Source organism: Paenisporosarcina sp., assembly GCF_049671445.1.
Lineage (GTDB): Bacteria > Bacillota > Bacilli > Bacillales_A > Planococcaceae > Paenisporosarcina.
The window spans coordinates 1-23,875 of sequence record NZ_JBATUX010000124.1 but is presented as its reverse complement, the minus strand read 5'-3'; the positions used below and the strand labels follow the sequence as shown (position 1 = coordinate 23,875).

The following is a 23,875-nucleotide window of genomic DNA, read 5'->3' as shown; positions in this document are numbered from 1 at the left end:
TAGCTTTGGTGTTACAGCATTTTTCCTAGTGCTCGCATATCGCTCTTATCAAGAGCTAGGTACAGATAATATGAATTTAATGAGAGGAACTGAAGATCATGACTAATTTGCTTTTGTTCCCCATCTTACTACCGTTTTTCTTTGCCATGGTTTTAATGCTGTTTCCTAAGAAAGTTTTTGCACAAAGAGTTGGCGCTTTATTAGCACTTGGATCAACTTTAATCGCCTCTCTAGTCTTATTATTTAAAGTGAAAGCTGATGGTATTCAAGCGATTACTCTTGGAAGTTGGCCAGCACCATTCGGTATCTCGATGGTATCTGATATGCTTTCCATTTTACTTGTACTATCTTCTACAGTAATTGCCATTTTTGTTGTATGGTACAGTTTTTCTTCCATCGGTAAGGAACGTGAATCTTTCTTCTACTATCCAGGGATATTGTTTATGTTAACTGGAGTAAATGGAGCGTTTACAACTGGTGATATCTTCAACATGTTTGTTTTCTTTGAAGTATTGTTAATGTCTTCTTACTTGTTAATTGTTCTTGGAGGCGAGAAAGTACAGTTACGTGAATCAATCAAATATATTCTAGTGAATGTTATCTCATCGGCATTATTTGTAGTTACTGTTGCTTATTTGTATTCAGTCGTTGGCACACTTAACATGGCTGATATTTCAGTGAAGATTACAGAAATTGGACAGCCTGGTATCATCACAGTTATTGCGGTATTATTTTTACTTGTATTTGGTTTAAAGGGAGCAATTTTCCCCCTTTTCTTCTGGTTACCAAGTTCGTATGCAGCTCCTCCTATTCCAGTATTGGCTTTATTCGGAGCGTTACTAACTAAAGTTGGCGTCTATGCCATTATGCGTACATACACATTGTTTTTCACGCTTAATCAAGGATTTACTCACGAATTGTTGATGATCCTTTCCATATTGACCATTGTCGCTGGTTGTATAGGTGCGCTTGCATATTTCGATGTTAAGAAAATTATCATTTACAACATCATCATTGCAGTTGGTGTTATTTTATTTGGTGCTTCTCAAATGAATGAAGCATCACTAATGGGGTCTGTATTCTATTTAATTCATGACATATTGATTAAAGGTGCATTGTTCTTATTAATTGGTATCATAATCGCAATTACTGGTACATCTGATTTAAGAAAAATGGGTGGATTAATCAAATCTTATCCGATGCTTGGATGGACTTATTTAATTGCTGCATTTGGTTTAGCGGGTATCCCTCCATTAAGTGGATTCGTTGGAAAGTTACTGATTGTTCAAGGCGGCTTTGAAGCGGAGAATTTATGGGGCAGTATGTTTATACTAGCTTCAAGCTTAGTTGTGTTACTTTCAGTCATGCGTATTTTCATCTATGCTTTCTGGGGAGAACCAGTTGAAATAACGCCCTTAACTAAACCTCATTATCGTGGTTTATTTACTCCGGCAGTTATTTTAGTTGGAATTAGTGTCCTTTATGGCGTTGGATCCGAATGGCTTGTACCTTATATGAGTGATGCGGCGGATGTAATGATAAATCCTTCACAATATATTCAAGCCGTTCTAGGAGGTGCGTAACATGGCATTTCAAATCATGCTAAACTTTTTCATCGCTTTTCTTTGGATGTTCTTGACCGTATCCTTTAACGCTCCTACTTTTATCGTAGGGTTTTTAATAGGCGCGGGGATGTTATGGATCACGAAAGGATTTTTCCCTGGACGTTTCTATTTGACTCGTGTGTGGGCGGTTATTAAATTGATTCTATTGTTCTTTAAAGAGCTAATCATGGCTAATATTCAAGTGTTACTATTGATTGTTCAACCAAAGATGCCAATCAAGCCAGCCATTTTTGCTCTACCGACTGTCCTTGAAAAGGATTGGGAAATTACCTTGTTATCGAATCTCATCACATTAACACCAGGAACACTCGTAATTGATATATCGGAGGATTCAAAAACGTTATACATTCACGCTTTACATTATGGCGATGCTGATGAAGCAATCGATTCAATTAAAAATACATTTGAGAAAGCTATTCAGGAGGTGAGCCGCTGATGATGATATTCTTTTGGGTCATGGTGATCCTCGTAAGCCTATCCATGGCTGCCTTTATCTACAGGTTAATTATTGGACCTTCTGTTCCTGACCGTGTAGTTGCGCTTGATTCATTAGGTGTGGCACTCATTGCAATGATTGGTTTAATCTCTATTTTATCTGACACAAGCTTTTTCTTAGATATTATTTTGCTACTTGCAATACTTGCGTTTATTGGCACTGTATCGTTCTCTAAGTTTTTAGAGAAAGGAGAGATAATCCAACGTGACAACGATCTTAGCTAATATTCTCATTGGTGCAACTGTCAGCTTCGGTGTTATTTTCATACTTGTAACGGCAATCGGTTTAATCCGTTTACCAGATATTTATTGTCGAACACATGCAGCGTCTAAAAGCGCCACTCTTGGGGTTATGTTTATCTTACTTGGTGTGTTTCTTCATTTTTGGTTAATCGAAGGGATTGTTAACACTCGTATTATTCTTGGGATTGTATTTCTATTTATTACAGGACCTGTTGGCGGTCACGTGATTGGCCGTTCCGCCTACTTAACAGGAGTGAAGATGTGGGATCAATCTGTTAAAGATGAACTCGCTCCCGTAATAGCAGAAAGAAAAAAACTAGTTAAACAAAAATAAAACACTTTTGCTCTTCACCGTTTTGGTGGAGCAAAAGTGTTTTTTTAATGCCTCAGTATGAATAACCACCATATGGATAACTTCCGTAATATGGATACTGATAATAAGGATAATAAGGATATGGATACGGTTGATAACCTCTATAACCGCCATAACCTCCATAACCTCCATATAAAGCTGACCCTAGTAAACTACCTGTTAAACCACCTAAAAAAGGACCTCCAAAAAAGCCGAGCCCTCCAAATCCTCTCCCAAATCCTCTTCCAAAGCCTCCTCCAAAACCTCTTCCATGAAATCGATTGACCATTAGTCTCTCCTCCTCTCTTCCATAACGTATGAAAAAAAGGAGGGATGACATATGCGGATTGCCTATTGTTCTCGGTCTCTCCTTCAAAACCTCATTAGAAGGGAGTTTCAATTCTTGCTTATTATTCGGTTTCTTCTAAGCTCATTCTTTCAATTAGTGTTGCTAGAGAACGGACCATTGCACCTGTCCCACCCTTTGGACCCAAATCATGAGCAGCACTTGCATCCGAAGTACCGGCTATATCTAAATGAATCCAAGGAGTATTGTCAACAAATTCACCAACAAAGCCTCCGCCGAAAATCATATGACCATCGCGACCCGGAGAGTTATTTAAATCAGCGACATCACTCTTACGAATTCGTTTTTTATCACTTTCAGTTAAAGGTAAACGCCAAACAAACTCGCCTGTTTCCACGGAAGCTTCTAAGAACGTTTCAAAGAATGTTTCATTGTTCGTTAAAGCTCCGGTTTTATCCTTGCCTAAGGCTATAATTACACCACCCGTTAATGTTGCTACATCTACAATGTAGTTCGCACCTTGTTGTTTTGCATAAGTTACAGCATCAGCTAAGACAAGTCGACCTTCTGCATCGGTATTGAGGATTTCAATGGTTTTACCACTTAAAGAAGTAATAACGTCATCCGGTTTAAAAGCATTGCCAGAAATCATATTATCAGTTGATGCAATAACTGCCATGACATTTTTGTTTGGTTGCGTTTCACCAATAATGCGCATTGCACCTAAAACTGCAGCTGCACCTCCCATATCACCCTTCATACCCACTAAACCGTCTTTAGGCTTGATTGAATAGCCACCAGTGTCATAAGTGACACCTTTACCTACTAAGCCTACAACATCATTCCAATCGTCATTAGCACGATATTTCATAACAATTAATCTCGGCTCTTCTGTCGATCCTTGATTGACTGCTAAAATTGCTCCCATACCTAGCTCTTCCATTTGTGCTTTTCCTAATTCTTCATATTCAAAATCATACGTCTCAGCCAGTTCTTTTGCGTATTCAGCCATTTTTGTAGCTGTTAATACGTTAGAAGGCATATTAACTAATGAACGTGCTTCATTCACTGATTCTCCGTACACTTGCCCTACTTCGAAGTAAGCTAGAATTTCTTGATTATCAGAATTAGTAAGTAGCTCTACATTATCAAGATACGTATCTGTTGCGTTTGAAGATGTTTTGTAATTCGGAACTTTATACAAGCCCATGCTAATTCCTTCAGCTGCAAGATATGATGCATCATCAATTTCAATTTCTTCATTCGTGAATGAGTCCAACCAAATAGAAACATTCGTCGTTTTCGAAGCCATAAGCTCTTTTCCTACTATTCCAAAAATGCTTCGCAAATCGTCTTGAGTTAATGACTTCCGATCACCAAGACCCACGAAGATAACACGGTGTAGTTTACCTTCTTGTAGTGTAGGTAATTTCGTCAGTTTCTTGCGATCAGTAGATACATCTCCTGTTTTTAACCACTTGTCTAAAGATGAACCATAAAATGAAACAAACTCTGACCAATTTGATGTGTTCTCTGGGTGTTTAAAAGTACCTACTACTAAAACTTCTGCTTGAATTTCGTTAAAATTAACTTCTGCTACTGCTATGTTCACAAAAACCCCTCCATCTATATACATTCGTATCCTATTATATACGAAATTCTTACGCTTTTCGAATTATCTAAATTCAGGGCGGCTGTGATTTTTAAGGAGGATGGCTATGTTATACTCAATATAATGGTAGAATGCTAAAAAATTTCCTAACAAGAAAGGGTGGACAGCTTTATGGACATTTTAACTAATATTCCACTCCTTGCTGCATTATTTGGAATTTTATTTGCTCAGTTCGTGAAAATTCCAATAGCATATCTAGTAACGAGGAAAATTGATTGGAAGCTTTTCACTTCTACAGGTGGCATGCCGAGTTCACACTCCACTGCCGTTACAGCTCTTACAACAGCCATTGCTTTTGAGACGGGACTTGGTTCCCCACTATTCGCTGTATCTGCAATCTTTTCAATTATTGTTATGTTTGATGCATCAGGCGTTCGATTCCAAGCTGGCCAACAGGCAATTATGATAAATCAGATGCGCGTTGACTTTCAATTATTCGTGAATCAATCAAAAGGCTGGGCTCATAAGAAAAATGAAGAAAAAATTGAAGAACTTAAAACACTTCTTGGACATAAACCAAGTGAAGTCTTTATGGGTGCGTTAACAGGAATTTTTATTTCGATTATCATCTATGTATTTTTCTTCTAAAAAGAGGAGCTATCCTAAAAGTCATAATATATGACAAAGGGCAGTTCCCTTTTTCTTTATAGTAGAGGTCGATTTCCGTTTCAACGCACTTTCATGTTTCGAAGCTAGCGAAGCGATGCAGAAACAGACGGACGCTTTCCGCGGGCATGGCTTCAGCCTCCTCGTCGAGCAAGCTCGCCTGTGGGGTCTTCAGCTCATGCTATTCCCGCTGGAAAGATATCGGGCGAACTGTCATTCGGCCGATATCTTTGCGACGAGTAACCGCAGGAGCAGATGTTTTCCCGCAGTCTTCCACTCCAATCATCCTTAAGTTCATCATGTTTAAAACAGACAATTATAATTGGTTACAATGTATAAATGCAGGGGATTTATTAGACAGCCCTCTTTTACTGTAGAATGCGTTTAAATATGTTGTCTTTCATACTTGGTGAATCGTGCCCCTAGCACAAATTGTCAGTAAGCAACACCCTATTAAACTGATCATTAAAAGATGTTTTAAAACACTGTTACTATAGAAAAGACCAAAAAAACACATTTGCGACTGGCGCAAATGTGTTTTAAACAACAGTATAGTTTTAAGAACTTTTTATTAAAACATTTGATATCCATTTTTACGCAACATTTTAATAACGATTCCCGCAATGATTGCACCAACCAAACCACTTGATAACACTAAAACATCTGCAAAATGTAGTGACATTAATTTATCTCCAAGTGCTTGAAATGCCATAATAGGTGTTGTGAAATAATCAAAGAAATCAACTTCATCAATAATTAAAATGACCACGATCGGATAGACAATTGCCATTAACCAAGTCATGCGAAGTAACATATTAAGTAAAAAGCCGATCCCAAAAAACATTACTAAAAATATTAATACTGATAACATCACTGTTACAAGTGTAAAATTCCCGTCCATTGAATTCTTCCCTCCATGCTTCCTTTCAACAGTTTACATGATTGGTAAGTTCCTTTCAATGTAGATGTGCGTTGTTCAATGATATGTAACAATTACGAAAAACAAAAATTCCACTTAAGCTCGAAATAAGACTTCAGACTAAAATATTCCTTATAACTTTTTCGGCTATTTTATGTATGAAAACAAAAAAATCTCCTCGGTTATTAACCCGAAGAGAACATTTGCTAAACTTTACTTTCTCCCTGACCCTGCACAGCATGTGCAAGTTTCTGAACCGCCTAGGCGTAATTGAAAGTATCCGTTTCCTTTGCAATATGGGCATTGATTAGTTTTAACATCTTGTTTATAAGTTGTCATGTAACCGCTCCTTTTTATTCTTAATTTTCAGATAATATAACATACACGAAATTTTCTGTAAACTGAGAAAAAGAACAATGTAAACGAATACATTAGGCTTTTACTCTAATTATCTTTATTTATCTCATGTTTCCGAGGTCTTTTATAAATACAATTTATAGCTTGAATAGCCAAAGATATCCCCTGGATTAATTCCTTCAATTACTTGAAGACCATGACCTAATGTCTTTTGAGCCATTTCAAGAATCATAACCGAAACATTGGGATCTTGCCTTAAAGAAACGGGGCACATCCAAGTTGCTTCATACACTTCTGTTAATTGAGGTATAAGCACTTGCTCATCATGAGTCATACGACAAATAAAAATCGCCATGTTGTCACTAACCTCTTGTCGAATCACACCTGTTCGAAAACCAATCAGTCCTTGAACGATTGTTTCAATTCCTGTTTCTTCTTGAACTTCACGAACGACTGCTTGATCGACTGTTTCATCTTGTTCAACAAATCCAGCGGGAAATGACCATTTCCCTTTAAGACCACCATATCGTTTTCTTACAACTAACCACTCACCATGATGATTTATTACTAAGCCAGCTACTCCTAGCCAGACGTTACTTCTTTTTACTAATGCCATGAAATCCATCTTCCTTCCTTCATACACAAAACTTGCATTTAATTAGAATAACAATTGGGTATTATACTGTTTTCTTAATAGAATCAAAAAACTCCCACCTGAAATTTCCAGATGGGAGATTAAATACAATTTATTATAGAACGTTGAATTTACCTTTTTTCACTACTAGTGATGGACCACCCAACATATATAGAGCACGGTTATCTACCATTTTCTTCATAAATGAAGCTTTAGCACCAGTAACTTTTTTACCGAAAACAACACCAATTGCGTCGTTTTCACCTAGTGAACAAACGCTACCTTTTAAGTCAGGTACGAATTCTTCAGTTTCTTCGCCTTTAATTAAAGCAATTAAGTTTTTCGCCACTGTTACACCTTGTTGCATAGCAATTTGTGCTGTTGGTGGGTAAGGACGGTTTACTTCTTCATTAATCAATAAAGCACAGTCACCAACGATAAATACATCATTGTGACCAGGAGCACGCATATCTTTTTCAACTTTAACACGAGCACGCATATTTTCAATGCCTGTTTGTTCGATTAAACGGTTTCCGCGAACGCCTGCAGCCCATACAACTGTACCAGCTTTGACAAATTCAAACACGTCTTCACCTTTTTTAATTTTTACGCCCTCTGGAGTCGCTTCAACAACTGGAGTTCCAATTGAGAATTCGATTCCTTTAGCTTGTAAGTGACCCACTGCGTATTCAACCAATTCTGGATCGAATCCTGGCAATACCATTGGAGCAGCTTCAACACATAGAACACGTACTTTTTCTTGAGGTACATCAAACTCTTTACAAAGTTCAGGAACACGGTTACCAAGTTCACCAAGGAACTCAATTCCTGTAAATCCAGCACCACCCACAACGATTGTTAAACGGCTATCGTCTTTCACTTCTTCCATTGACCATGTAGCGAATTGATATTCGATATGCTCACGGATTTGACGAGCTGCTTTAACATTTGCAATCGATAAAGCGTACTTGTCTAGACCAGGAATACCGAAAGTTTCGCCTTCGAATCCAAGACCGATAACTAAGTAATCATAAGAAAATACACCGTTATTAGTTGTTACTTGTTTACCAGCAATGTCGATGCCTTCAACAGATGCTTTCACAAATTTTACTTTATCTGCTTTAATTACATCTGCAATATCATAGCGTACTTGATCTGGACGTAGTGTTCCAGCTGAAGCCTCATGTAACCAAGTCGATTCGTAGTGATAATCATTTTGGTTAATTAAAGTAATATCTGCAACGTCTATTCCGATGTTTTTTTGCAAGTTGACTACTGTTGCTAAACCGCCATACCCGGCGCCTAATACTAATATTGTCGGTCTTTTCACCAAGATCGAAACCACCTTTGTTTGTTTTATATGCTTTTCTTTAGTCAAAGAAAAAAGAAGTATCTCTACTTCACAAAGACTAAAGCGAATTTGTCTCTTTTTCGACAAAACGTACTATACTCTATAATAGACCTTTTAATAGTTGATTTCAATATATTCTTGTCAAGTGTAAAAGGTTTGAATTTACAGAAAAAAAGACCGAAAATGTATCGGTCTTAACAATTCTCTGGAGTTCCTTTTTTTGTTGCTGTTGTAAATGAAGATCCACAGCCACATGATGCTATGGCATTTGGGTTTTCAATCGTAAACCCGCCGCCCATCAAAGATTGTTTATAGTCAATGACCGTACCATTTATGATCGCTTTATCTTCACTTGAAACTAATATCGTTAAGCCATGTTGTTCTAAGATCGTATCGGACTCATTTTTCTCACGTTCAAATCCCATACCATATGATAATCCACTACACCCTCCACCGTGAACAGCTACTCTTAAAAAAGCACCTTGTTCATCATTGTGAGCCATCATTTCTTTCACTTGGTAAGCTGCAGCTTCTGATAATTCGACAATTTGCGTCATCCGTTACACCTTCCTTCTATCTCCTATGATAACAATTAAGATGCCCTACATACAAGAACTACACCTTTAAATAGTCATTCTTTTCTTTATATTATTCGTTATAATTGTAGATAGTACATGAATAAGAAAAGGAGCCCAATTTAGGCTCCGTTTTCAAAAGATAATATTTCTAATAAGATTTCGGTATGTCTAGCTTCGAAGTCCATCTCGCCGACCCCTTTATGGGTAGTAAGGCAAATATTAGCCTTTCATCCTTCCAGAGCTTGAGTGGGCGTCTACGCTTTTCGTATTAAAATACTTGTTCTACTTCAATAACACCAGGAACTTCTTCTAAAAGTGCACGTTCAATACCTGCTTTTAATGTAATTGTAGAACTTGGGCAACTTCCGCATGCGCCAAGAAGACGAAGTTTGACGATGCCATCTTCGATATCAACAAGCTCACAATCTCCACCATCTCTTAGTAAGAATGGGCGTAATTTATCTAGTACTTCTTGTACTTGCTCGTTCATTGTATCAGTCATTTGTTTCGACTCCTTTCCTTATAATTATTATAATGTGAAAAGAGGAAAAAATCCATCAGTTAATACTAAAGGAGAATAACAATCATGGAAAAAAAGACACTTTCAATAGAAATTTTCGGAGCTGAAATTGCCTGCGCTAGTTGTGTGAATGCACCTACCTCTAAGGATACCTATGAATGGTTGCAAGCAGCTATCGATCGTAAATACCCGAATCAACCATATAAAATAACTTATATTGATATCCAACAGCCAATTGATAATGAACGGCAACAAGATATCGCAAATCGAGTATTAGATGACGAATTCTTTTACCCGCTCGTCATGATAGAAGGCGAAGTGGTGGGAGAAGGAAACATTCAACTTAATCCCGTTTTCGCAGAACTTGAGAAAAATGGTTTTACTAGTAACCCAGCATAAGAAAAAGAAGACCTAGAAGTTATGGTTTACTTCTAGGTCTTCTTCTATTCATCAACCGTTGTGCCACTTGTACATCCACAATACACCAGATTTCATTAATCTAGCGATTCGACCTGTAACTGTTCGGTCTGCTAAGTATGCAAATCCTTGCTTCTTCCCTAGAGAACCTAAGAATCCTTTTAACTTGATTTCAGGCATTTTTTCAGGAAGTTCTTTGTCTTTCCAACGTGCTTGTAACACATGAACAATTTGTTCTGCTTGTTCTTCAGCTACTTGCGCACTTGGTGCATAAGGTAATGCAGCACAATCCCCGACAACATAAACATGTTCGTCTTCAGGTAAATTGTGGTACTGAGACAGTACAACACGGCCAATTGAATCCTTCTCAGTATCAATATTTCGAACTGGCGCCACTGGTTGAATACCAGCTGTCCATACTACAGCGTCTACAGCAATTGTCTCTTCATGGTTGTGCAATACTTTTGGCTCTACTTTTGTAATGTTTGAATTACTTACCACTTCTACGTTGTGTTTATCAAACCACTTTTTCACGAAATTACTTAAGCGTTCAGGAAAATCACGTAATATACGGGGGCTGCGGTCAAACAATTTGATACCTAAATCAGGACGTGACTCGCGCAATTCACTCGCAAGTTCAATTCCACTTAACCCAGCTCCAACGATTCCTACAATTGATCCTGATGGCAAACCACACAATTTGTTGAAGGTTTCACGCGAACGTCCAATAGTTTGTATGCTATAAGTAAATTCATCTGCACCTGGAACATCGTGATATTTGTCTTCACAGCCTAATCCGATAACAACGTCATCATAAGGAATACGTGTTTCATCAGAAAGCACTACCACTTTATCCTCACGGTTAATTTCAAGAACTTCGCCGAATACCATTTTTAATCGTTCATGTTCTGGATAAGATACACGAACTTCTTGGTCAGGAACAGTTCCTGCAGCTAATGCGTAGAACTCTGTTTTTAAACTATGGAAAGGTGTGCGATCAACTAAAGTAATTTGTACATCATCTGGTAAATTATTTGGCAGTAAACGAAGCAACACTCGCATGTTCCCGTATCCGCCACCTAGTAATACTAAATTTTTCATAAAAATCTCCCTTGAGCATTTTATATACAGTCTTTCTCTACGTAGTTAGTATAAATCATTGTGAGAAGTTTCACAATAAGTCACACGAATTGACGAACTAAAAAAAAAAGAGTAGCATGGCGATGTAGCGAGGTGAATAACGTGAATCCTATGGTAGAATTTTGTGTCAGTAATTTGGCAAATGGATCACAAAAGACATTTGAAGCACTGGAACGCGATCCAAACTTAGACGTTCTAGAATATGGTTGTTTGAGTTATTGTACTAAATGTGCGGAATCCTATTTTGCAGTTGTAAATGGTGATGTTGTGCAAGCCGATTCTCCAGATGAACTGACGAAGAAGATTTATGAGTATATAGATGAAAATCCAATGTTTTAAATGTGAGGAGCTGTCCTAAAAGTCATAAAATATGACTAAGGCAGTTCCTTTTTTATATTACGATTCCGTTCCATACGGACGCTTTCCGCGGGCATGGCCTCAGCCTCCTCCGCGAGCAAGCTCGCTTGCGGGGTCTTCAGCTCACGCTATTCCCGCCGGAGTCGCCCGCCTTTCACTCCAATCAACCATAAGTTCATGTGCAAAACAGACAATTATAACTGATTAAAATGTTCGAATGTTAATATAGGAAAAAGACTCATTTTACTCCACTTAATTTATATTAGGGACTTATTAGACAGCTCCTTTTTATATACCTTCTAGTAAATTCTCAAGCGTCACAGTTGGAAAAATTGATTTTGTTAAGACTTCCTCTGTTGATGTTACGCCTGTGTTTACATGGATGGTATCAATTCCAAAATGAATCCCCGCCAAAATATCGGTATCATAATTGTCTCCAATCATCACCATATCTTCTTTTGCAAATTGATGTTCAAGTTGAATAATCTCGAGCATCAATCCTTGTGGTTTTCCAATAAATATAGGGTCAACTCCTGTTGATGTTTGAACTAGAGCTGTAAATGCACCATTGCCAGGCATTAATCCTCTTTCATTTGGAAATGCTCGATCACTATTCGTTGAAATAAAGACGGCACCTTTTCTAATATCCAAACACGCTTGTGCAAGTTTTTCGTAACTAATATTTCGATCAATACCCATTACAAATACATCTTGTGACGATTCAACTATTTTCACTCCGTTTTCAAGAAGGGCTTCTCTTAATCCTCTCTCGCCTATCATAGATACTGCAACGTTCGGATAATTCTTCACAATGTACTTAGCAGCAGCCAAAGCTGACGTCATGATGTGACTTCGCTTAGCATCTATTCCTAATCCATTTAGTTTCTCCTTCACTTGATCAGGAGTCTGAGAAGCATTATTTGTCACAAAAAAAGGTTCAATTCCTCGTTGTTGCAAATGGTGAACAAATTGAACAGTTTCTAAGATAGGTTCATTTCCACGATAGACTGTACCATCTAAATCAATACAATACGCTTTGTATGTTTTCATCCTTGTTCCTCGGGTAAGAATGCTGAAACCGGTCCTAGTTCATGAGTTAAGTAGTGTTCAACATTTTCAGGGAATTTTTTTAATACCTCTAAATTACTTTGCAAGACATTAGCTATTTGTTGATGATTTACACTCATGAAATCGCGGACCAGCATTTTGCGAAGAGCTAACACATCTTTTAATGGAGAATCCATTTCAGCGGTAATTACTTTTTCATCAGTTAAAATATCAATGATATCGTCATAGCTTCCTGGGTCGCGCATGATGAAGCCATCAATCATTGAATTTCCAACATCAATCATTGATTCGATAATATTTTGTGCAATACGCTCAAGAGCAAGTTTTTCAAGGTCACTTGAAGTCATATTTGGTGTTGTTTCAATCAAACCAATAATTGATTTCATGTAAGTCAAAGTGAAACTAATTTTCTTTCTATCAACAAAATACATACGTATCCCTCACTTTATGGGTTTAATATTACTAGTCATTATTCTTCTATACTAACATAATTGATTAAAGATGAATGGCTTCTGCACAAAGGAAAAACCTTGATTAAGATGTTTGAACATCTGAATCAAGGTTTTCTTCTTCTGGAATTTCGATGGTTTCATTTGGAATTTCAACAGGCTTAGCTGGACCGATTTTTTTTAATATAAAATAGGCACAACCAAAATTACAATATTCATATAAATAATCTTGTAATGTACTGACTTTTGTATCGTATGTTGCTTTTTGATTTTTATCATCAAAGAACCCTTTTAAGCGAAGTTGTCCATAACCCCAGTCTCCAAGAATGTAATCATACTTATTCAAGATTTCACTGTAACGTTCTTGAACAACTTCTTCTTTTAACGCTTCACGGTAATCAGTAAGTATCTCATAATCCCAGCGATCGATTGTAATCATTAATTCACTCTCCATCAACTAGTTGTAAGAGCTAATTGCTCATCCCCAAGACGCTGTTTTTCTTTTGCAGCTGCATTCACTTGCTCATCTGCATGGTAACTACTACGTACTAATGGACCTGCTTCACAATGGTTGAAACCTTTTGACATCGCAATTTTACGCAGTTCTCCAAACTCTAGTGGAGAGTAATATTTTTGAACCACTAAATGTTTTTTCGAAGGCTGTAAGTATTGTCCAATTGTCATAATATCTACGTTGTTAGCGCGCAAATCATCCATAACTTCAATGATTTCTTCTTTTGTTTCCCCAAGTCCAACCATTAATGATGATTTTGTTGGAATTTCTGGTTGCAATTCTTTAGAGCGGCGTAAAAGCTCAAGTGATCGATCATACTTTGCACGAGCTCTAACTCTTGGCGTTAAGCGACGAACTGTTTCTATATTATGATTTAATATATCGGGCTTTGCATCCATTAACATTTTAATGTTTTCTTCGATTCCACCCATATCTGAAGGAAGTACTTCTATTGTTGTAAATGGGTTTTTACGACGAATTGCACGTACTGTTTCAGCAAACACTGCTGCACCGCCATCTTTTAAATCGTCACGAGCAACAGCTGTAACAACAACATGTTTCAGATTCATTAACACTACAGAGTCAGCAACGCGCTCTGGTTCACCTAAATCAAGCTCATTCGGCAATCCAGTTTTAACTGCACAAAAACGACATGCTCTTGTACAAATTGCGCCTAAAATCATAAATGTTGCTGTACGTCTTGTTCCCCAACATTCATGAATATTCGGACATTTTGCTTCTTCACAAACCGTATTTAGATTGTTTTCACGCATTATTTTTTTAAGACCCTTGTAATTATCATTCGTATTTAACTTAATCTTTAACCAAGCCGGTTTTCTAATATGTGTTTGTTTCGTTGTCATGCTTGTCCACCTCATTCTTTTCAGACTATGTAGGCAATTTACTCACTGATGACAATGTACCATATTCGACCACGTCTAACAACCTCCTCAGACGTGCTAAACAGAGAAAAGCGCCTCTGCAAGAGAGACGCTTTTTATCTTATAGTCGTGCTTGTTTAGCTTTACCTACAGCATAGACAATACTTGCTGCAAGACCGCCCCAAATAATGACGACACCAATAATCATCATAACGATTGCACTTACTGACATTTGAAGTCCCCCTTATTCACCATCATGTTGATAAGCATCAACATCCGTATTTTTGTTCCATTTTAAAGCTGACATTACAAACCCTAAAATGATAACACCAGCAGCCACAAACCAACCGGCATAAAGAATGAATGTATTTGAATACCCTTCATAGTTACCTGATTCAGTTTCGAACTGTTTTAATAAGTTAAGTTTCAATAATCCGAACATCATGTAACCTAACACTAAAGGAGTTACGAATTTCAAACAAATCTTCCACCATGCACCTAATCGAATATCAGATACTGCATTCGCATGATCTTCAAAAATAGGAAGCTTTTTAAAGAACCAAGCAATAGCAACTACTTCAATTAAACCGATTGCTGCGATACCAAATTGGTTGATGAAATAATCTGCAACGTCTAGGAAGTATAATCCACCATTTGTTGCAAATAAGAACGAAATTAAAGCTGCAGCGCCTACACCAAATGCAACCGCTTTATTACGAGAAATTCCGAACTTCTCAGAGAACCCAGCAACATAAGTTTCACAAATTGAGATTAAAGATGTTAATCCTGCTAAGACTAGTGACAAGAAGAATAATACGCCAAACAGACCATTCATTCCTGGGAATTCACTAATTATCTGTGGGAAGACGACAAATGCTAATCCAACACCAGCAGAAGCAACATCTTTTACTTCCACTCCTTGTTGTACTGCCATGAAACCAAGAGCAGCGAATACTCCAATACCTGCTAGTAACTCAAAAGCAGAGTTAGCAAAGCCAGTGATAAATGCGTTGTTCGTAATATCTGATTTTTTTGGTAGATAACTTGAATACGTAATCATAATTGCAAATGCAATTGATAAACTGAAGAAGATATGCCCATAAGCCGCAACCCAAACTTTAGGATCACCTAATTGAGAGAAGTTAGGTTCAAAGAATGCATTTAAACCAACTGCAGCTCCATCAAGCGTTACCGCTCGGATAACTACTAGTAAGAAAATAACTACAAGTGTTGGAATAAAGATCTTATTTGCAAGTTCAATTCCTTTTTTAACACCCGCGAACAAAATAATGAAAGCAATTACCCAAACAAGTAGTAAAGGAATTGCAACTCCTGGTACTAATCCGCCAGCTTCACCAGGGACATCACCTAGTTTTAACACTGTACCGAACAAGAAACCACCAGTGTCATCTCCCCATGCTTGGTCGACTGAGTAGACTGTGTATTTCATCGCCCAAGCAATGATGACGGCATAGTATGTAGAAATGACGAAGGATACGAAGATTGCCCACCAGCCAAGCCATTCTGCTTTTTTTCCACCCATTCGGAAGAATGATAGAGGCGCTGACCCACGATACTTATGTCCCATGGTGAATTCTAAAATAAGAATAGGAATACCTGCAGTTAAAAGAGCGAATAAGTACGGGATAAAGAAAGCTCCTCCACCATTTTCATAAGCTACGTACGGAAAACGCCAGATGTTACCAAGGCCTACCGCGGAACCAACTGCCGCCAAAATAAAGCCAGCGCGTGATCCCCATTGAGAACGTTGTTCCATGTTTTTTCCCCCTTTTATTTCGCTTACCAAAGTACTATTGCAATATTTGGAAGCTTGTTTATTTTCAGATTATTTACTAATCTTAAAAACAGTATACTATAGTGAATTAACTTGTAAAGCTGTTTTTCGAAAAAAATAATTATTACTTATAAAAAAAAGAGCAAGGGGTTCAAACCCTTGCTCTGAAAGTCTTTCGTAATTTTATTTTTACTTAACTACTTTCTTTCACGCTCTTTGATAAAACAAAGAATAGTATTGCTAGAATAATAATTACCAGACCAAATGATAACCAAACGGATCCTGTTAATCCTAGGACCAAATACCCTACCGCTGCAATGCCCGCACATATTAACGCATACGGTAATTGTGTAGTTACGTGATCAATATGGTTACTGCCTGCACCTGTAGAAGATAAAATGGTTGTATCTGAAATTGGTGAACAGTGATCGCCAAATACTGATCCTGCTAATACTGCTGCTAATGCTGGAAGTAACATGGTGGGATCTGCATTAATCATAATGGTCCCCGCGATCGGTAATAATATACCGAAAGAACCCCATGACGTTCCGGTAGCAAATGCCATACCACCTGCTAATATGAATAAAATAACCGGCAACAACCCAAGAGGAATATTTGCTTCAGTTACAACTTTTGCTAAATATTCTCCTGTTTCAAGCAGGCCAATAATGAACGTTAATGACCAAGCAAATACTAAAATCAATACGGCTGGTAACATGGATTGTATACCACTCCAAATTCCTTTACCTAGATATGCGCTATTTGCTTTTTCATTTTTTCCGAATTGTAGTAGATAAAGCACTATCGATACAGCAGCACCTGCACTACCACCAATCAATAAAGATTTAGGTACATCGGTATTTTCAAAAATAGCCCAAATATCTAAGGCACCTGCATTTTGATAACCTGTCCATACCATCGCACTGATTGTTGCGATAACAAGGGTAACGATTGGAAGCACTAAGTCTCTTACTTTACCATGACTATGAACTGGGAAATCTTCTTTTAACTGTCCAGGAATATCTTTTGTTGGATCGAATACTTCCCCTGTTTCAATTGCTCTTCGTTCATGTTTTTTCATTTCCAGTAAATCAAAATCTGTCAGTGCCACGAAAAACACCATAGCAAGAGCTGCAATCACATAAAAATTCATAGGTGCCATCATAACAAATGCAGTTAAAGGTGAGTATGTGATAACTGATTGTGTGGCTAATATAGTCCCAATTAATCCAATCAAGTAAGCTCCCCAACTTGAAACTGGTGAAACGACACATACAGGAGCTGAAGTTGAGTCAATAAAATAAGCTAGTTTCGCTCGTGATATGCGGTGATGGTCTGTAATTGGTCGTGCAATTTGGCCAACAGCTAAAGCATTAAAATAATCATCGATAAAGATAATTACACCAAGAAAAGCAGTCAATAACTTAGCTCCTCGGCGAGTTTTAATATGTTTTACTGCCCACTCGGCAAATGCTCGACTACCCCCAGATAAGCTAACGAAAGCTGTAATGATTCCAAGCAAAAATAAAAATAGAATGATAAATACGTTATACGTATTTAATCCTCCGTCCCAAAATGTCACTTGGAACGACTTCCACAAAGTAGCGAGTGAATCCACTGGCGCAAACGAGTGTATTAATAATGCGCCCAAAACGATTCCTGCGCCAAGAGAGAGCAATACTCGACGTGTGATAAGAACCATTACAATCGCAATGATTGGGGGTAAAATTGAAAATATTGTACCTGACATAATGATGTTCCTCCTCCTTATGGGGGTGGTCACAGAATACGAGTAAGCATACAAAAAAGCTAGCTTCTATTACATTCATAAGAATGTTACGGAAGCCAGCTTATACAAGTTGCGAATAGACAAATTGAAGTATCCTACCCACGATCTGTAGCTCACCATTTAGATGCATTTCGCATGTAAATGACAGTGTTATTCCTATTTAGAATAACCCCAATAAAATGCTGTGCGACACAATCATTTTACTTCGGCAAAACTTCCTTTTTACATACGGTCTTCGTTGTCATCCTCGCGTATGTTACTAATAAGTAATGCGGCCTCTACCCATCGATATTAATTTCATTTATAAGCCTACCAATAAATAGGTCTCTTTGCAATGGTTTATTCTGGTGGGGGTTGAATCGGTACCTCAATTGAAGGTTGAGTTCCACCTTCGCCTTTCGTATAAATTTGAGGCACTGGACCTGAGATTACGCCAAGAGCAACAGGGATTTTTTGTTGAATTGTTGTCGTTTTAGTTGCAAGTGGCACGATTACTTGAACATTCACTTTAAGTACTATACTTACTTCTACCATTGCATTATTAATGCCAAACTCACGAAAACCATACACAATGTCTGACTGTACACTTCCAATAACATGAAAGCGAATTGGAATTTTTGGACCCAGATTTCCAAGGAGTGGGATATTTGTGGCTTGACCAAGCGGAACAAAGAATACAATCCCCCCGTTATCTTCCATAGCATTTGGATCATACTCAATATCATCTAGGTAAGGTAGATTGTCTAAATTACCTTCTTCTGCTTGCTCCAAATGGGTTTGCACTAATTTTATGGTGTCAGCTTGAACACGATTGATAATTTCAGTATTAAATTTGGTCGTCACTCTATTTGCTTGATCGGTAGGTATTTCCTCAATAATATCATTTACATCCATAACATCTGCCGTACGAGAATTAATAGCTTTACTTACAACTAATGAGGCTATTTTATTTGACTGAACCTCTGCGTATTCTAAATAAATGGGGGTTAAGCGGACATTTACGATATAGAACATTAAGGCAACTGAAATGACAACAAAAACAAATAACAGAGGAATGATGTTTTTACTTTTCCAATAAATGGTCTTTTTATTTACTTTACGTAATCGCACGAAAAAGCCTCCTATGTCATTTTACGACAAGGAGGTTTCATTTATTCCTATAAAGCTTGGTGTTTTTGACCATATTCAATGATAACATCTCGAATAAATTCTGGCATAAAGTAAGTTTTTGGCACGTCTTTAAATAGTGGATAAAAGAAACCAAACGTAAACATATCAAGTGTCGCTAATCGCACTATGTCCGTAGGGGTTATCTGCTTATCTTGAACGAATAATTCATCATTGACCACGTTAAACTGATGAGTAATCATTTTCCCCATAACTGCCCCACGGAATCCTAATCCTTTTAACTCTAAATTCGGCCAACTTTCATTTAATGACAGTAAATAAATGTCTTTCAACTGTTGCCCAGTTAGTTCTATGACACACGGATTAATTGGATGCGGCATCATTTTATGAATATCAAAATACGTAACTGATCCTTCATTTAAATCTGATAAAAACAATCCGGCATTAAATAATGCACAATCCGCTTGGCAAAACGTTGTTAATGCCTCTCCAAAATAAGTAGATAAGGCCGACTCTTTGAACCACTCTTTTGGAAGTAGGTTCGGTTGATGAAAAGCGGTGCCCATTAAATTATCAGTACCTATTTTTGCAAGTTGCGTCATAAATTCATCTTCTTGTGAACACTCTTTCAATTCATTCGTATCATAAAGAAGTGCCTGTTTTTTCACTATTATTTTTTCTTTCAGATCGAAGTCAATGGTTACATGCCCAACATAAAAGCCATACTTACCTGCGGCTGCTAAAAGAGAATTATTAACTACTTTTCCTTCATGTAATATGTGATGTGTATGTGCACCAAAAATAATATCAATATCCGGAAATTGGTTAGCCATTTCCTCATCGACATGAATTCCTAAATGAGACATACATATGACGATATCTACTTGCTTTTTCAATTCGATTATTTGTTTATTTAAAGCTTCAAATGCATTGGTTACTTGCCACCCTAATTGTTTATAGGACATCGTATATTCAGCAGTAAGCGCTGTTACACCAATTTTCGTGCCATGTACAGTCGTTAAAATTGTTGTAGGAATTAACCAACTGGGAGTCTCTCCATTAAGCTCCTCCAAATTTCCGACGACTACATCAAACTGTGCTTGATGGTACAGTTCTGCTAACTCTTTATGTGCAAGAGTGATCCCTTCGTTATTACCAATGGTCACGACATCATAAAGTGCTTTATTTAACAGGTCGACATTTCCTTTACCTAACGTGCCTTCAGTATAGATATGTGAACGATCAATATGGTCACCAATATCTAAAGTAAAACTCGATTCGCCTTCTTCAAGATGCCATTTTTTTCGAGTTGTCACGAGTTCATGAATTCGTGGCCAATGTTGAAAATGGCTATGTAAATCATTTGTATGGTAAAAATGAATGGTTTCAATCATTCGGCCACCTCCTTAACCCATCAGTCCCGCCACAATCGAACGAATACCGAGTAATAGTAAGATTATACGTAAAGCAAATACTAAAGTTTCTGATTTAATTCGTTGATTTAATGCTGCTCCAATTTTCGCTCCAATAAAAGCAGCGGGTATGACGGGAATTGTATATAACCAAGGCACATTTCCTAAAGAAATATGGCTAGCTGAATTGATTAAAGCTGATAAAAACACCATAAACATGGAAGTACCCACTGCTACGTGAGGTGGGAATAAAAACAATAGAATCATCACTGGTACAATTATTGATCCTCCGCCGATACCAAATAAGCCTGAGGCAAATCCAACACCAAATGTAATGAAAAGTGCAAACCATAAAGGATAGCCATACACATAGTGCTGTCCCTGTGCATCTGTGAATGTTTTAGTCGTTCCATTCTTCACAAACCATTCAACTGGTTTTAAATACTTACGAACCATTAATAGTGTAGAGATTATAATTAATAATATTCCAAAATATAGATTAAATGAGGGTAAGTCTAATCCTTTGTTCACCCATGCTCCTAAAATAGTTCCAGGTATACTTCCAGCAAAGAATATGAGACCACTACGATAATCAATTGTCTTTGCTTTCATGTATGTTAAAGTGGATGCTAAGCCTGTAAAAATCATCATGATAACGGAGAGTCCCACAACATTTTGTGGAGTAATTCCTGGAATCAACCCTAATGTCCCCCCTAAAAAGAGAGTTCCTGGCACTAAAATAACGCCACCACCAAGGCCAACTAATGCACCTACTATGCCTGAAAACAGCCCAACAAGTGCTAATAATAAATACTCCATTACCATTCTCCTTCAAACATATCTAATTGCTTTGGTGCTAACCCTTGATAGCGTAAGTCAAATAATCGCATAAATTGTTTAGCGTTATTTGCCGCATGTCCTCCAGAGTTATTGTTAAATAACACCGTAACTTGTTTTGCTTGTTGTTCTAACGATTTTACGATGGTTGCAATTTGTCGTAACTCCGCCATATTGTAATCATACAAATAGCGAACTTCTCTCCATTTTTGGTCATTCCCTGGATTTTTCCACCCGTGAACATTACGCCCATGGAGTCTAACCAAAACATGGTCTTTATTAGTTGAGACGGCAACTAGAGGGATGCTGCCTTCTCCAGCTTGTGGTTCATCACATACTGAATGAATCCAATGATTGTTCGTTAAGTAATCAAGTGTTTTTTGCTTAAACTCTGGATAGTACCAAGACTGATGACGGAACTCGATAGCAAGTGGTAATCCTTGAAGTCGATCGCGCACTTCATATATGTAGTCTACATGTTTTTTTTGACAATCAAACCATGGAGGAAATTGGACGAGCACCATACTTAGTTTATTAGCCTCCACTAGAGGGATTAATGAGTCTTTATATCGTGTAAACATTTCATCTGTTGAATCAAAAGGCGATTCGCCACGGAGATGTCCAGTAATTCCTTGATAGGCTTTTACTACAAAACGAAAAGTGTCTGGTGTCTCTTGAATCCACTTAAGCATATTACGTTCTGGCTGAACCGCATAAAATGCTGCATCCAGTTCCACTACCGGAAAATGAGCACTGTAATCTATTAATTTTTCACTACTTTTGGATTCTGTGCTATAGACATCTGGATGGTCCCCCCATCCCGTTAAACCAACATGAATCATCCATCATCACGCTCCATTTGTGTCATTATCATAACATATAAGAAATAGTGCTTCACGCTTCGACGTTTAGCGTTTCTTATAATTTAATATCCTGATGATTCGAATCAAAACCTACTTGGATGCAGATAGGTTTTTCAGGTCGCTTCGGACACATCGTCTGTTGCCCTTGTTGGAGGAATAAAGGGGCAAGGCACAATTGCCTCTCATCAACACTCCCACTCTCACGGGACTCGTTAAAGAAAGGTAGGAGCACTGATGCCTATTGATGTAAATAGGTTTCCAAGTCGCTTCGGCCGCTTCATCTGCTGCACCTTGTTCTAGAGAATAATGAGATGGGCTTGTGACTATGTCACTTGCCCATCTCTCTTCTTTCAGATCATCTTGCGGCGGAAACTCGTCCTTCGCTCCCTTACAACCTAGACGCACATAGTTAAGATGCTTTGGTTTACTAAAGAATCGATGCTTTCTTTATGTAGATATTCGGCCGAAGATGAAATTCCGGCCTCTTTCATCTTGATTTATTTTTGTTAACACTTTCACTAAACGTGACAATCACATTAAAGGAAAAATAAACAAAAGCATACACACCCACAATTGCTCCTCAAATTGTGGCTATAATCACCCCTCTCACTCTTGAGGTATTTTTAATGAAAGAACTCTCTAAAATAAAGAAGTACGGTAGTAGCCGAAATAGTATCTTCGGCTACTTGGTTGGGTGAAGAAAGTGACGATTCTCTAGTAAACAAAAATCAACAAACAATTTGCCCGAAGGTTGTAGGGGAGCGACGAAAGCAACTGGGCTGCAAGATTACCTATAATAGTAAGAGGTGGATGTGACATCGTCACATCCACCTCTTAACTTATTATTTAGGTAAAGGCAGCCTAGTGCTTTCCAAAACTCACCGGAAACCTGTGTGATAAACTGTTTTCAGATGGTAATTTGTTGATAATAAGATATTCAGACATCGAGAGGAACGTTTTCAGCAATTTAAATTTAGAACAGTTTAACCCATCTATTAACAAGCTTTTTCTTTCAGCAGCGTAGCGGAAATAACAGTATTAAATAGTCCCAGATAGGAGCCATTACATTAAATCGCATCAAGGAAATTCTTTGATTTTAGTGAAGCACTAGATTTGTTTCAATAAGTTAACTAGGTAACGAAACGTGTTTGAGCGACAAATCTCCAGTTTGAGCGATAAACTGCTCAAATTGAGCGATAAATTTTACACAGACGAATATAACACTCATTCATCGTCTCACTAACCAAGTTCACTAGCTATGAGACATAGCTTGATAGAAATATGACTTAATTAAAGTGAAAGTTTATCATCTGGAATAGAAAACCAACCACCAAGTCGTGTTGGACGTATACTCGCTTTACGGAATCTTCACCATCTATTTCCCCGAAAAAAATAAACCTCGCCCAATGGCGAGGTTTATTAACGATATGAATTATCCGATTGAACCTTCCATTTCGAACTTAATCAAACGGTTCATTTCAACTGCATATTCCATAGGTAATTCTTTTGTAAATGGTTCAATGAAGCCCATTACGATCATTTCTGTTGCTTCTTGCTCAGAAATAC

The 23,875-nt window shown here is 37.7% G+C and carries 28 protein-coding genes, 1 pseudogene and 1 riboswitch; of the genes and pseudogenes, 8 read left to right on the top strand and 21 right to left on the bottom strand.

The window, feature by feature from the left end; genetic code table 11:
• From WBG45_RS15920 to mnhG, 5 genes and pseudogenes are all read left to right on the top strand, one after another.
• Positions 1-106 (top strand): annotated as a pseudogene (locus tag WBG45_RS15920) (Na(+)/H(+) antiporter subunit C); the annotation flags it as partial.
• Positions 99-1,583, top strand: coding sequence for a Na+/H+ antiporter subunit D (locus WBG45_RS15915; protein ID WP_424416063.1), 1,485 nt, complete (start codon positions 99-101; stop codon positions 1,581-1,583). The pseudogene WBG45_RS15920 and the gene WBG45_RS15915, both read left to right, overlap by 8 nt.
• A 1-nt stretch (position 1,584) precedes the next feature.
• Complete coding sequence (locus WBG45_RS15910) at positions 1,585-2,061, top strand: Na+/H+ antiporter subunit E (protein ID WP_424416062.1); 477 nt, start codon at positions 1,585-1,587, stop codon at positions 2,059-2,061.
• Positions 2,061-2,345, top strand: a complete 285-nt coding sequence (locus WBG45_RS15905; protein WP_424416061.1) for a Na(+)/H(+) antiporter subunit F1 — start codon at positions 2,061-2,063, stop codon at positions 2,343-2,345. The genes WBG45_RS15910 and WBG45_RS15905 overlap by 1 nt, the downstream gene beginning before the upstream one ends.
• Entirely contained in the window at positions 2,326-2,697 is a 372-nt protein-coding gene (mnhG, locus tag WBG45_RS15900; protein ID WP_424416060.1) for a monovalent cation/H(+) antiporter subunit G, read from the top strand. Before WBG45_RS15905 ends, mnhG begins: the two co-directional genes overlap by 20 nt.
• A 52-nt stretch (positions 2,698-2,749) precedes the next feature.
• On the opposite strand, the gene WBG45_RS15895 is transcribed toward mnhG, so the two are convergent.
• Together WBG45_RS15895 and WBG45_RS15890 are read right to left on the bottom strand one after the other, a co-directional pair.
• A complete protein-coding gene (locus WBG45_RS15895) occupies positions 2,750-3,004 on the bottom strand; it encodes a hypothetical protein (protein WP_424416059.1) in 255 nt (84 codons plus the stop codon).
• 121 nt (positions 3,005-3,125) lie between these two features.
• Positions 3,126-4,634 (bottom strand): leucyl aminopeptidase, encoded by a 1,509-nt coding sequence (locus WBG45_RS15890; protein ID WP_424416058.1) that lies wholly within the window; start codon positions 4,632-4,634, stop codon positions 3,126-3,128.
• Positions 4,635-4,805: 171 nt separating this feature from the next.
• On the opposite strand from WBG45_RS15890, the gene WBG45_RS15885 reads away from it, so the two are divergent.
• Entirely contained in the window at positions 4,806-5,282 is a 477-nt protein-coding gene (locus tag WBG45_RS15885) for a divergent PAP2 family protein (RefSeq protein WP_424416057.1), read from the top strand.
• Positions 5,283-5,871: 589 nt separating this feature from the next.
• Here WBG45_RS15885 and WBG45_RS15880 read toward each other — a convergent pair.
• The 6 genes from WBG45_RS15880 to WBG45_RS15855 form a co-directional block, all read right to left on the bottom strand.
• Complete coding sequence (locus WBG45_RS15880) at positions 5,872-6,201, bottom strand: YuiB family protein (protein ID WP_424416056.1); 330 nt, start codon at positions 6,199-6,201, stop codon at positions 5,872-5,874.
• A 231-nt stretch (positions 6,202-6,432) separates the two neighbouring features.
• Positions 6,433-6,558: a YuiA family protein gene (locus tag WBG45_RS15875; protein WP_424416055.1), complete on the bottom strand. Its 126-nt coding sequence runs from the start codon at positions 6,556-6,558 to the stop codon at positions 6,433-6,435.
• 142 nt (positions 6,559-6,700) lie between these two features.
• Entirely contained in the window at positions 6,701-7,192 is a 492-nt protein-coding gene (locus tag WBG45_RS15870; RefSeq protein ID WP_424416054.1) for an NUDIX domain-containing protein, read from the bottom strand.
• 133 nt (positions 7,193-7,325) lie between these two features.
• On the bottom strand, positions 7,326-8,540 hold the full coding sequence (locus tag WBG45_RS15865) for an NAD(P)/FAD-dependent oxidoreductase (protein WP_424416066.1): 1,215 nt from the start codon (positions 8,538-8,540) through the stop codon (positions 7,326-7,328).
• Between the two features lie 215 nt (positions 8,541-8,755).
• Positions 8,756-9,118 carry a HesB/IscA family protein gene (locus WBG45_RS15860; protein WP_424416053.1) on the bottom strand — a complete coding sequence of 121 codons (363 nt, stop codon included), beginning with the start codon at positions 9,116-9,118 and terminating at the stop codon, positions 8,756-8,758.
• A 289-nt stretch (positions 9,119-9,407) separates the two neighbouring features.
• On the bottom strand, positions 9,408-9,641 hold the full coding sequence (locus tag WBG45_RS15855) for a NifU family protein (protein WP_111439447.1): 234 nt from the start codon (positions 9,639-9,641) through the stop codon (positions 9,408-9,410).
• Positions 9,642-9,725: 84 nt separating this feature from the next.
• Here WBG45_RS15855 and WBG45_RS15850 point away from each other — a divergent pair, with 84 nt between their 5' ends.
• Positions 9,726-10,058 (top strand): YuzD family protein, encoded by a 333-nt coding sequence (locus WBG45_RS15850; protein WP_424416052.1) that lies wholly within the window; start codon positions 9,726-9,728, stop codon positions 10,056-10,058.
• A gap of 51 nt (positions 10,059-10,109) precedes the next feature.
• On the opposite strand, the gene WBG45_RS15845 is transcribed toward WBG45_RS15850, so the two are convergent.
• On the bottom strand, positions 10,110-11,177 hold the full coding sequence (locus tag WBG45_RS15845) for an NAD(P)/FAD-dependent oxidoreductase (protein WP_424416051.1): 1,068 nt from the start codon (positions 11,175-11,177) through the stop codon (positions 10,110-10,112).
• A gap of 141 nt (positions 11,178-11,318) precedes the next feature.
• Between WBG45_RS15845 and WBG45_RS15840 the strand changes: the two genes are divergently transcribed.
• The gene (locus tag WBG45_RS15840; RefSeq protein ID WP_424416065.1) at positions 11,319-11,555 is read left to right on the top strand and encodes a YuzB family protein; all 237 of its coding nucleotides are present in this window, start codon (positions 11,319-11,321) and stop codon (positions 11,553-11,555) included.
• 306 nt (positions 11,556-11,861) lie between these two features.
• On the opposite strand, the gene WBG45_RS15835 is transcribed toward WBG45_RS15840, so the two are convergent.
• From WBG45_RS15835 to WBG45_RS15780, 12 genes are all read right to left on the bottom strand, one after another.
• Positions 11,862-12,623 (bottom strand): TIGR01457 family HAD-type hydrolase, encoded by a 762-nt coding sequence (locus tag WBG45_RS15835; RefSeq protein WP_424416050.1) that lies wholly within the window; start codon positions 12,621-12,623, stop codon positions 11,862-11,864.
• A complete protein-coding gene (locus tag WBG45_RS15830; RefSeq protein WP_424416049.1) occupies positions 12,620-13,072 on the bottom strand; it encodes a DUF86 domain-containing protein in 453 nt (150 codons plus the stop codon). The genes WBG45_RS15835 and WBG45_RS15830 overlap by 4 nt, the downstream gene beginning before the upstream one ends.
• Before the next feature lie 103 nt (positions 13,073-13,175).
• Entirely contained in the window at positions 13,176-13,529 is a 354-nt protein-coding gene (locus WBG45_RS15825) for a YutD family protein (RefSeq protein WP_424416048.1), read from the bottom strand.
• A gap of 14 nt (positions 13,530-13,543) precedes the next feature.
• A complete protein-coding gene (gene lipA / locus WBG45_RS15820; RefSeq protein WP_424416047.1) occupies positions 13,544-14,482 on the bottom strand; it encodes a lipoyl synthase in 939 nt (312 codons plus the stop codon).
• A 124-nt stretch (positions 14,483-14,606) separates the two neighbouring features.
• Entirely contained in the window at positions 14,607-14,717 is a 111-nt protein-coding gene (locus WBG45_RS15815) for a methionine/alanine import family NSS transporter small subunit (RefSeq protein ID WP_424416046.1), read from the bottom strand.
• Between the two features lie 12 nt (positions 14,718-14,729).
• Positions 14,730-16,262: a sodium-dependent transporter gene (locus tag WBG45_RS15810; protein ID WP_424416045.1), complete on the bottom strand. Its 1,533-nt coding sequence runs from the start codon at positions 16,260-16,262 to the stop codon at positions 14,730-14,732.
• A 211-nt stretch (positions 16,263-16,473) separates the two neighbouring features.
• Positions 16,474-18,030: a Na+/H+ antiporter NhaC family protein gene (locus tag WBG45_RS15805; RefSeq protein WP_424416044.1), complete on the bottom strand. Its 1,557-nt coding sequence runs from the start codon at positions 18,028-18,030 to the stop codon at positions 16,474-16,476.
• Positions 18,031-18,170: 140 nt separating this feature from the next.
• Positions 18,171-18,358: riboswitch (Lysine riboswitch) on the bottom strand.
• 50 nt (positions 18,359-18,408) lie between these two features.
• Entirely contained in the window at positions 18,409-19,179 is a 771-nt protein-coding gene (yunB, locus tag WBG45_RS15800) for a sporulation protein YunB (protein WP_424416043.1), read from the bottom strand.
• Positions 19,180-19,226: 47 nt separating this feature from the next.
• On the bottom strand, positions 19,227-20,591 hold the full coding sequence (locus WBG45_RS15795) for a bifunctional metallophosphatase/5'-nucleotidase (protein ID WP_424416042.1): 1,365 nt from the start codon (positions 20,589-20,591) through the stop codon (positions 19,227-19,229).
• A 12-nt stretch (positions 20,592-20,603) separates the two neighbouring features.
• Positions 20,604-21,428: a sulfite exporter TauE/SafE family protein gene (locus WBG45_RS15790; RefSeq protein WP_424416041.1), complete on the bottom strand. Its 825-nt coding sequence runs from the start codon at positions 21,426-21,428 to the stop codon at positions 20,604-20,606.
• Positions 21,428-22,288, bottom strand: coding sequence for a DUF72 domain-containing protein (locus WBG45_RS15785; protein ID WP_424416040.1), 861 nt, complete (start codon positions 22,286-22,288; stop codon positions 21,428-21,430). Before WBG45_RS15785 ends, WBG45_RS15790 begins: the two co-directional genes overlap by 1 nt.
• A 1,453-nt stretch (positions 22,289-23,741) precedes the next feature.
• Positions 23,742-23,875: hypothetical protein (locus WBG45_RS15780; RefSeq protein ID WP_424416064.1), on the bottom strand; the 134-nt coding region annotated here is incomplete at its 5' end.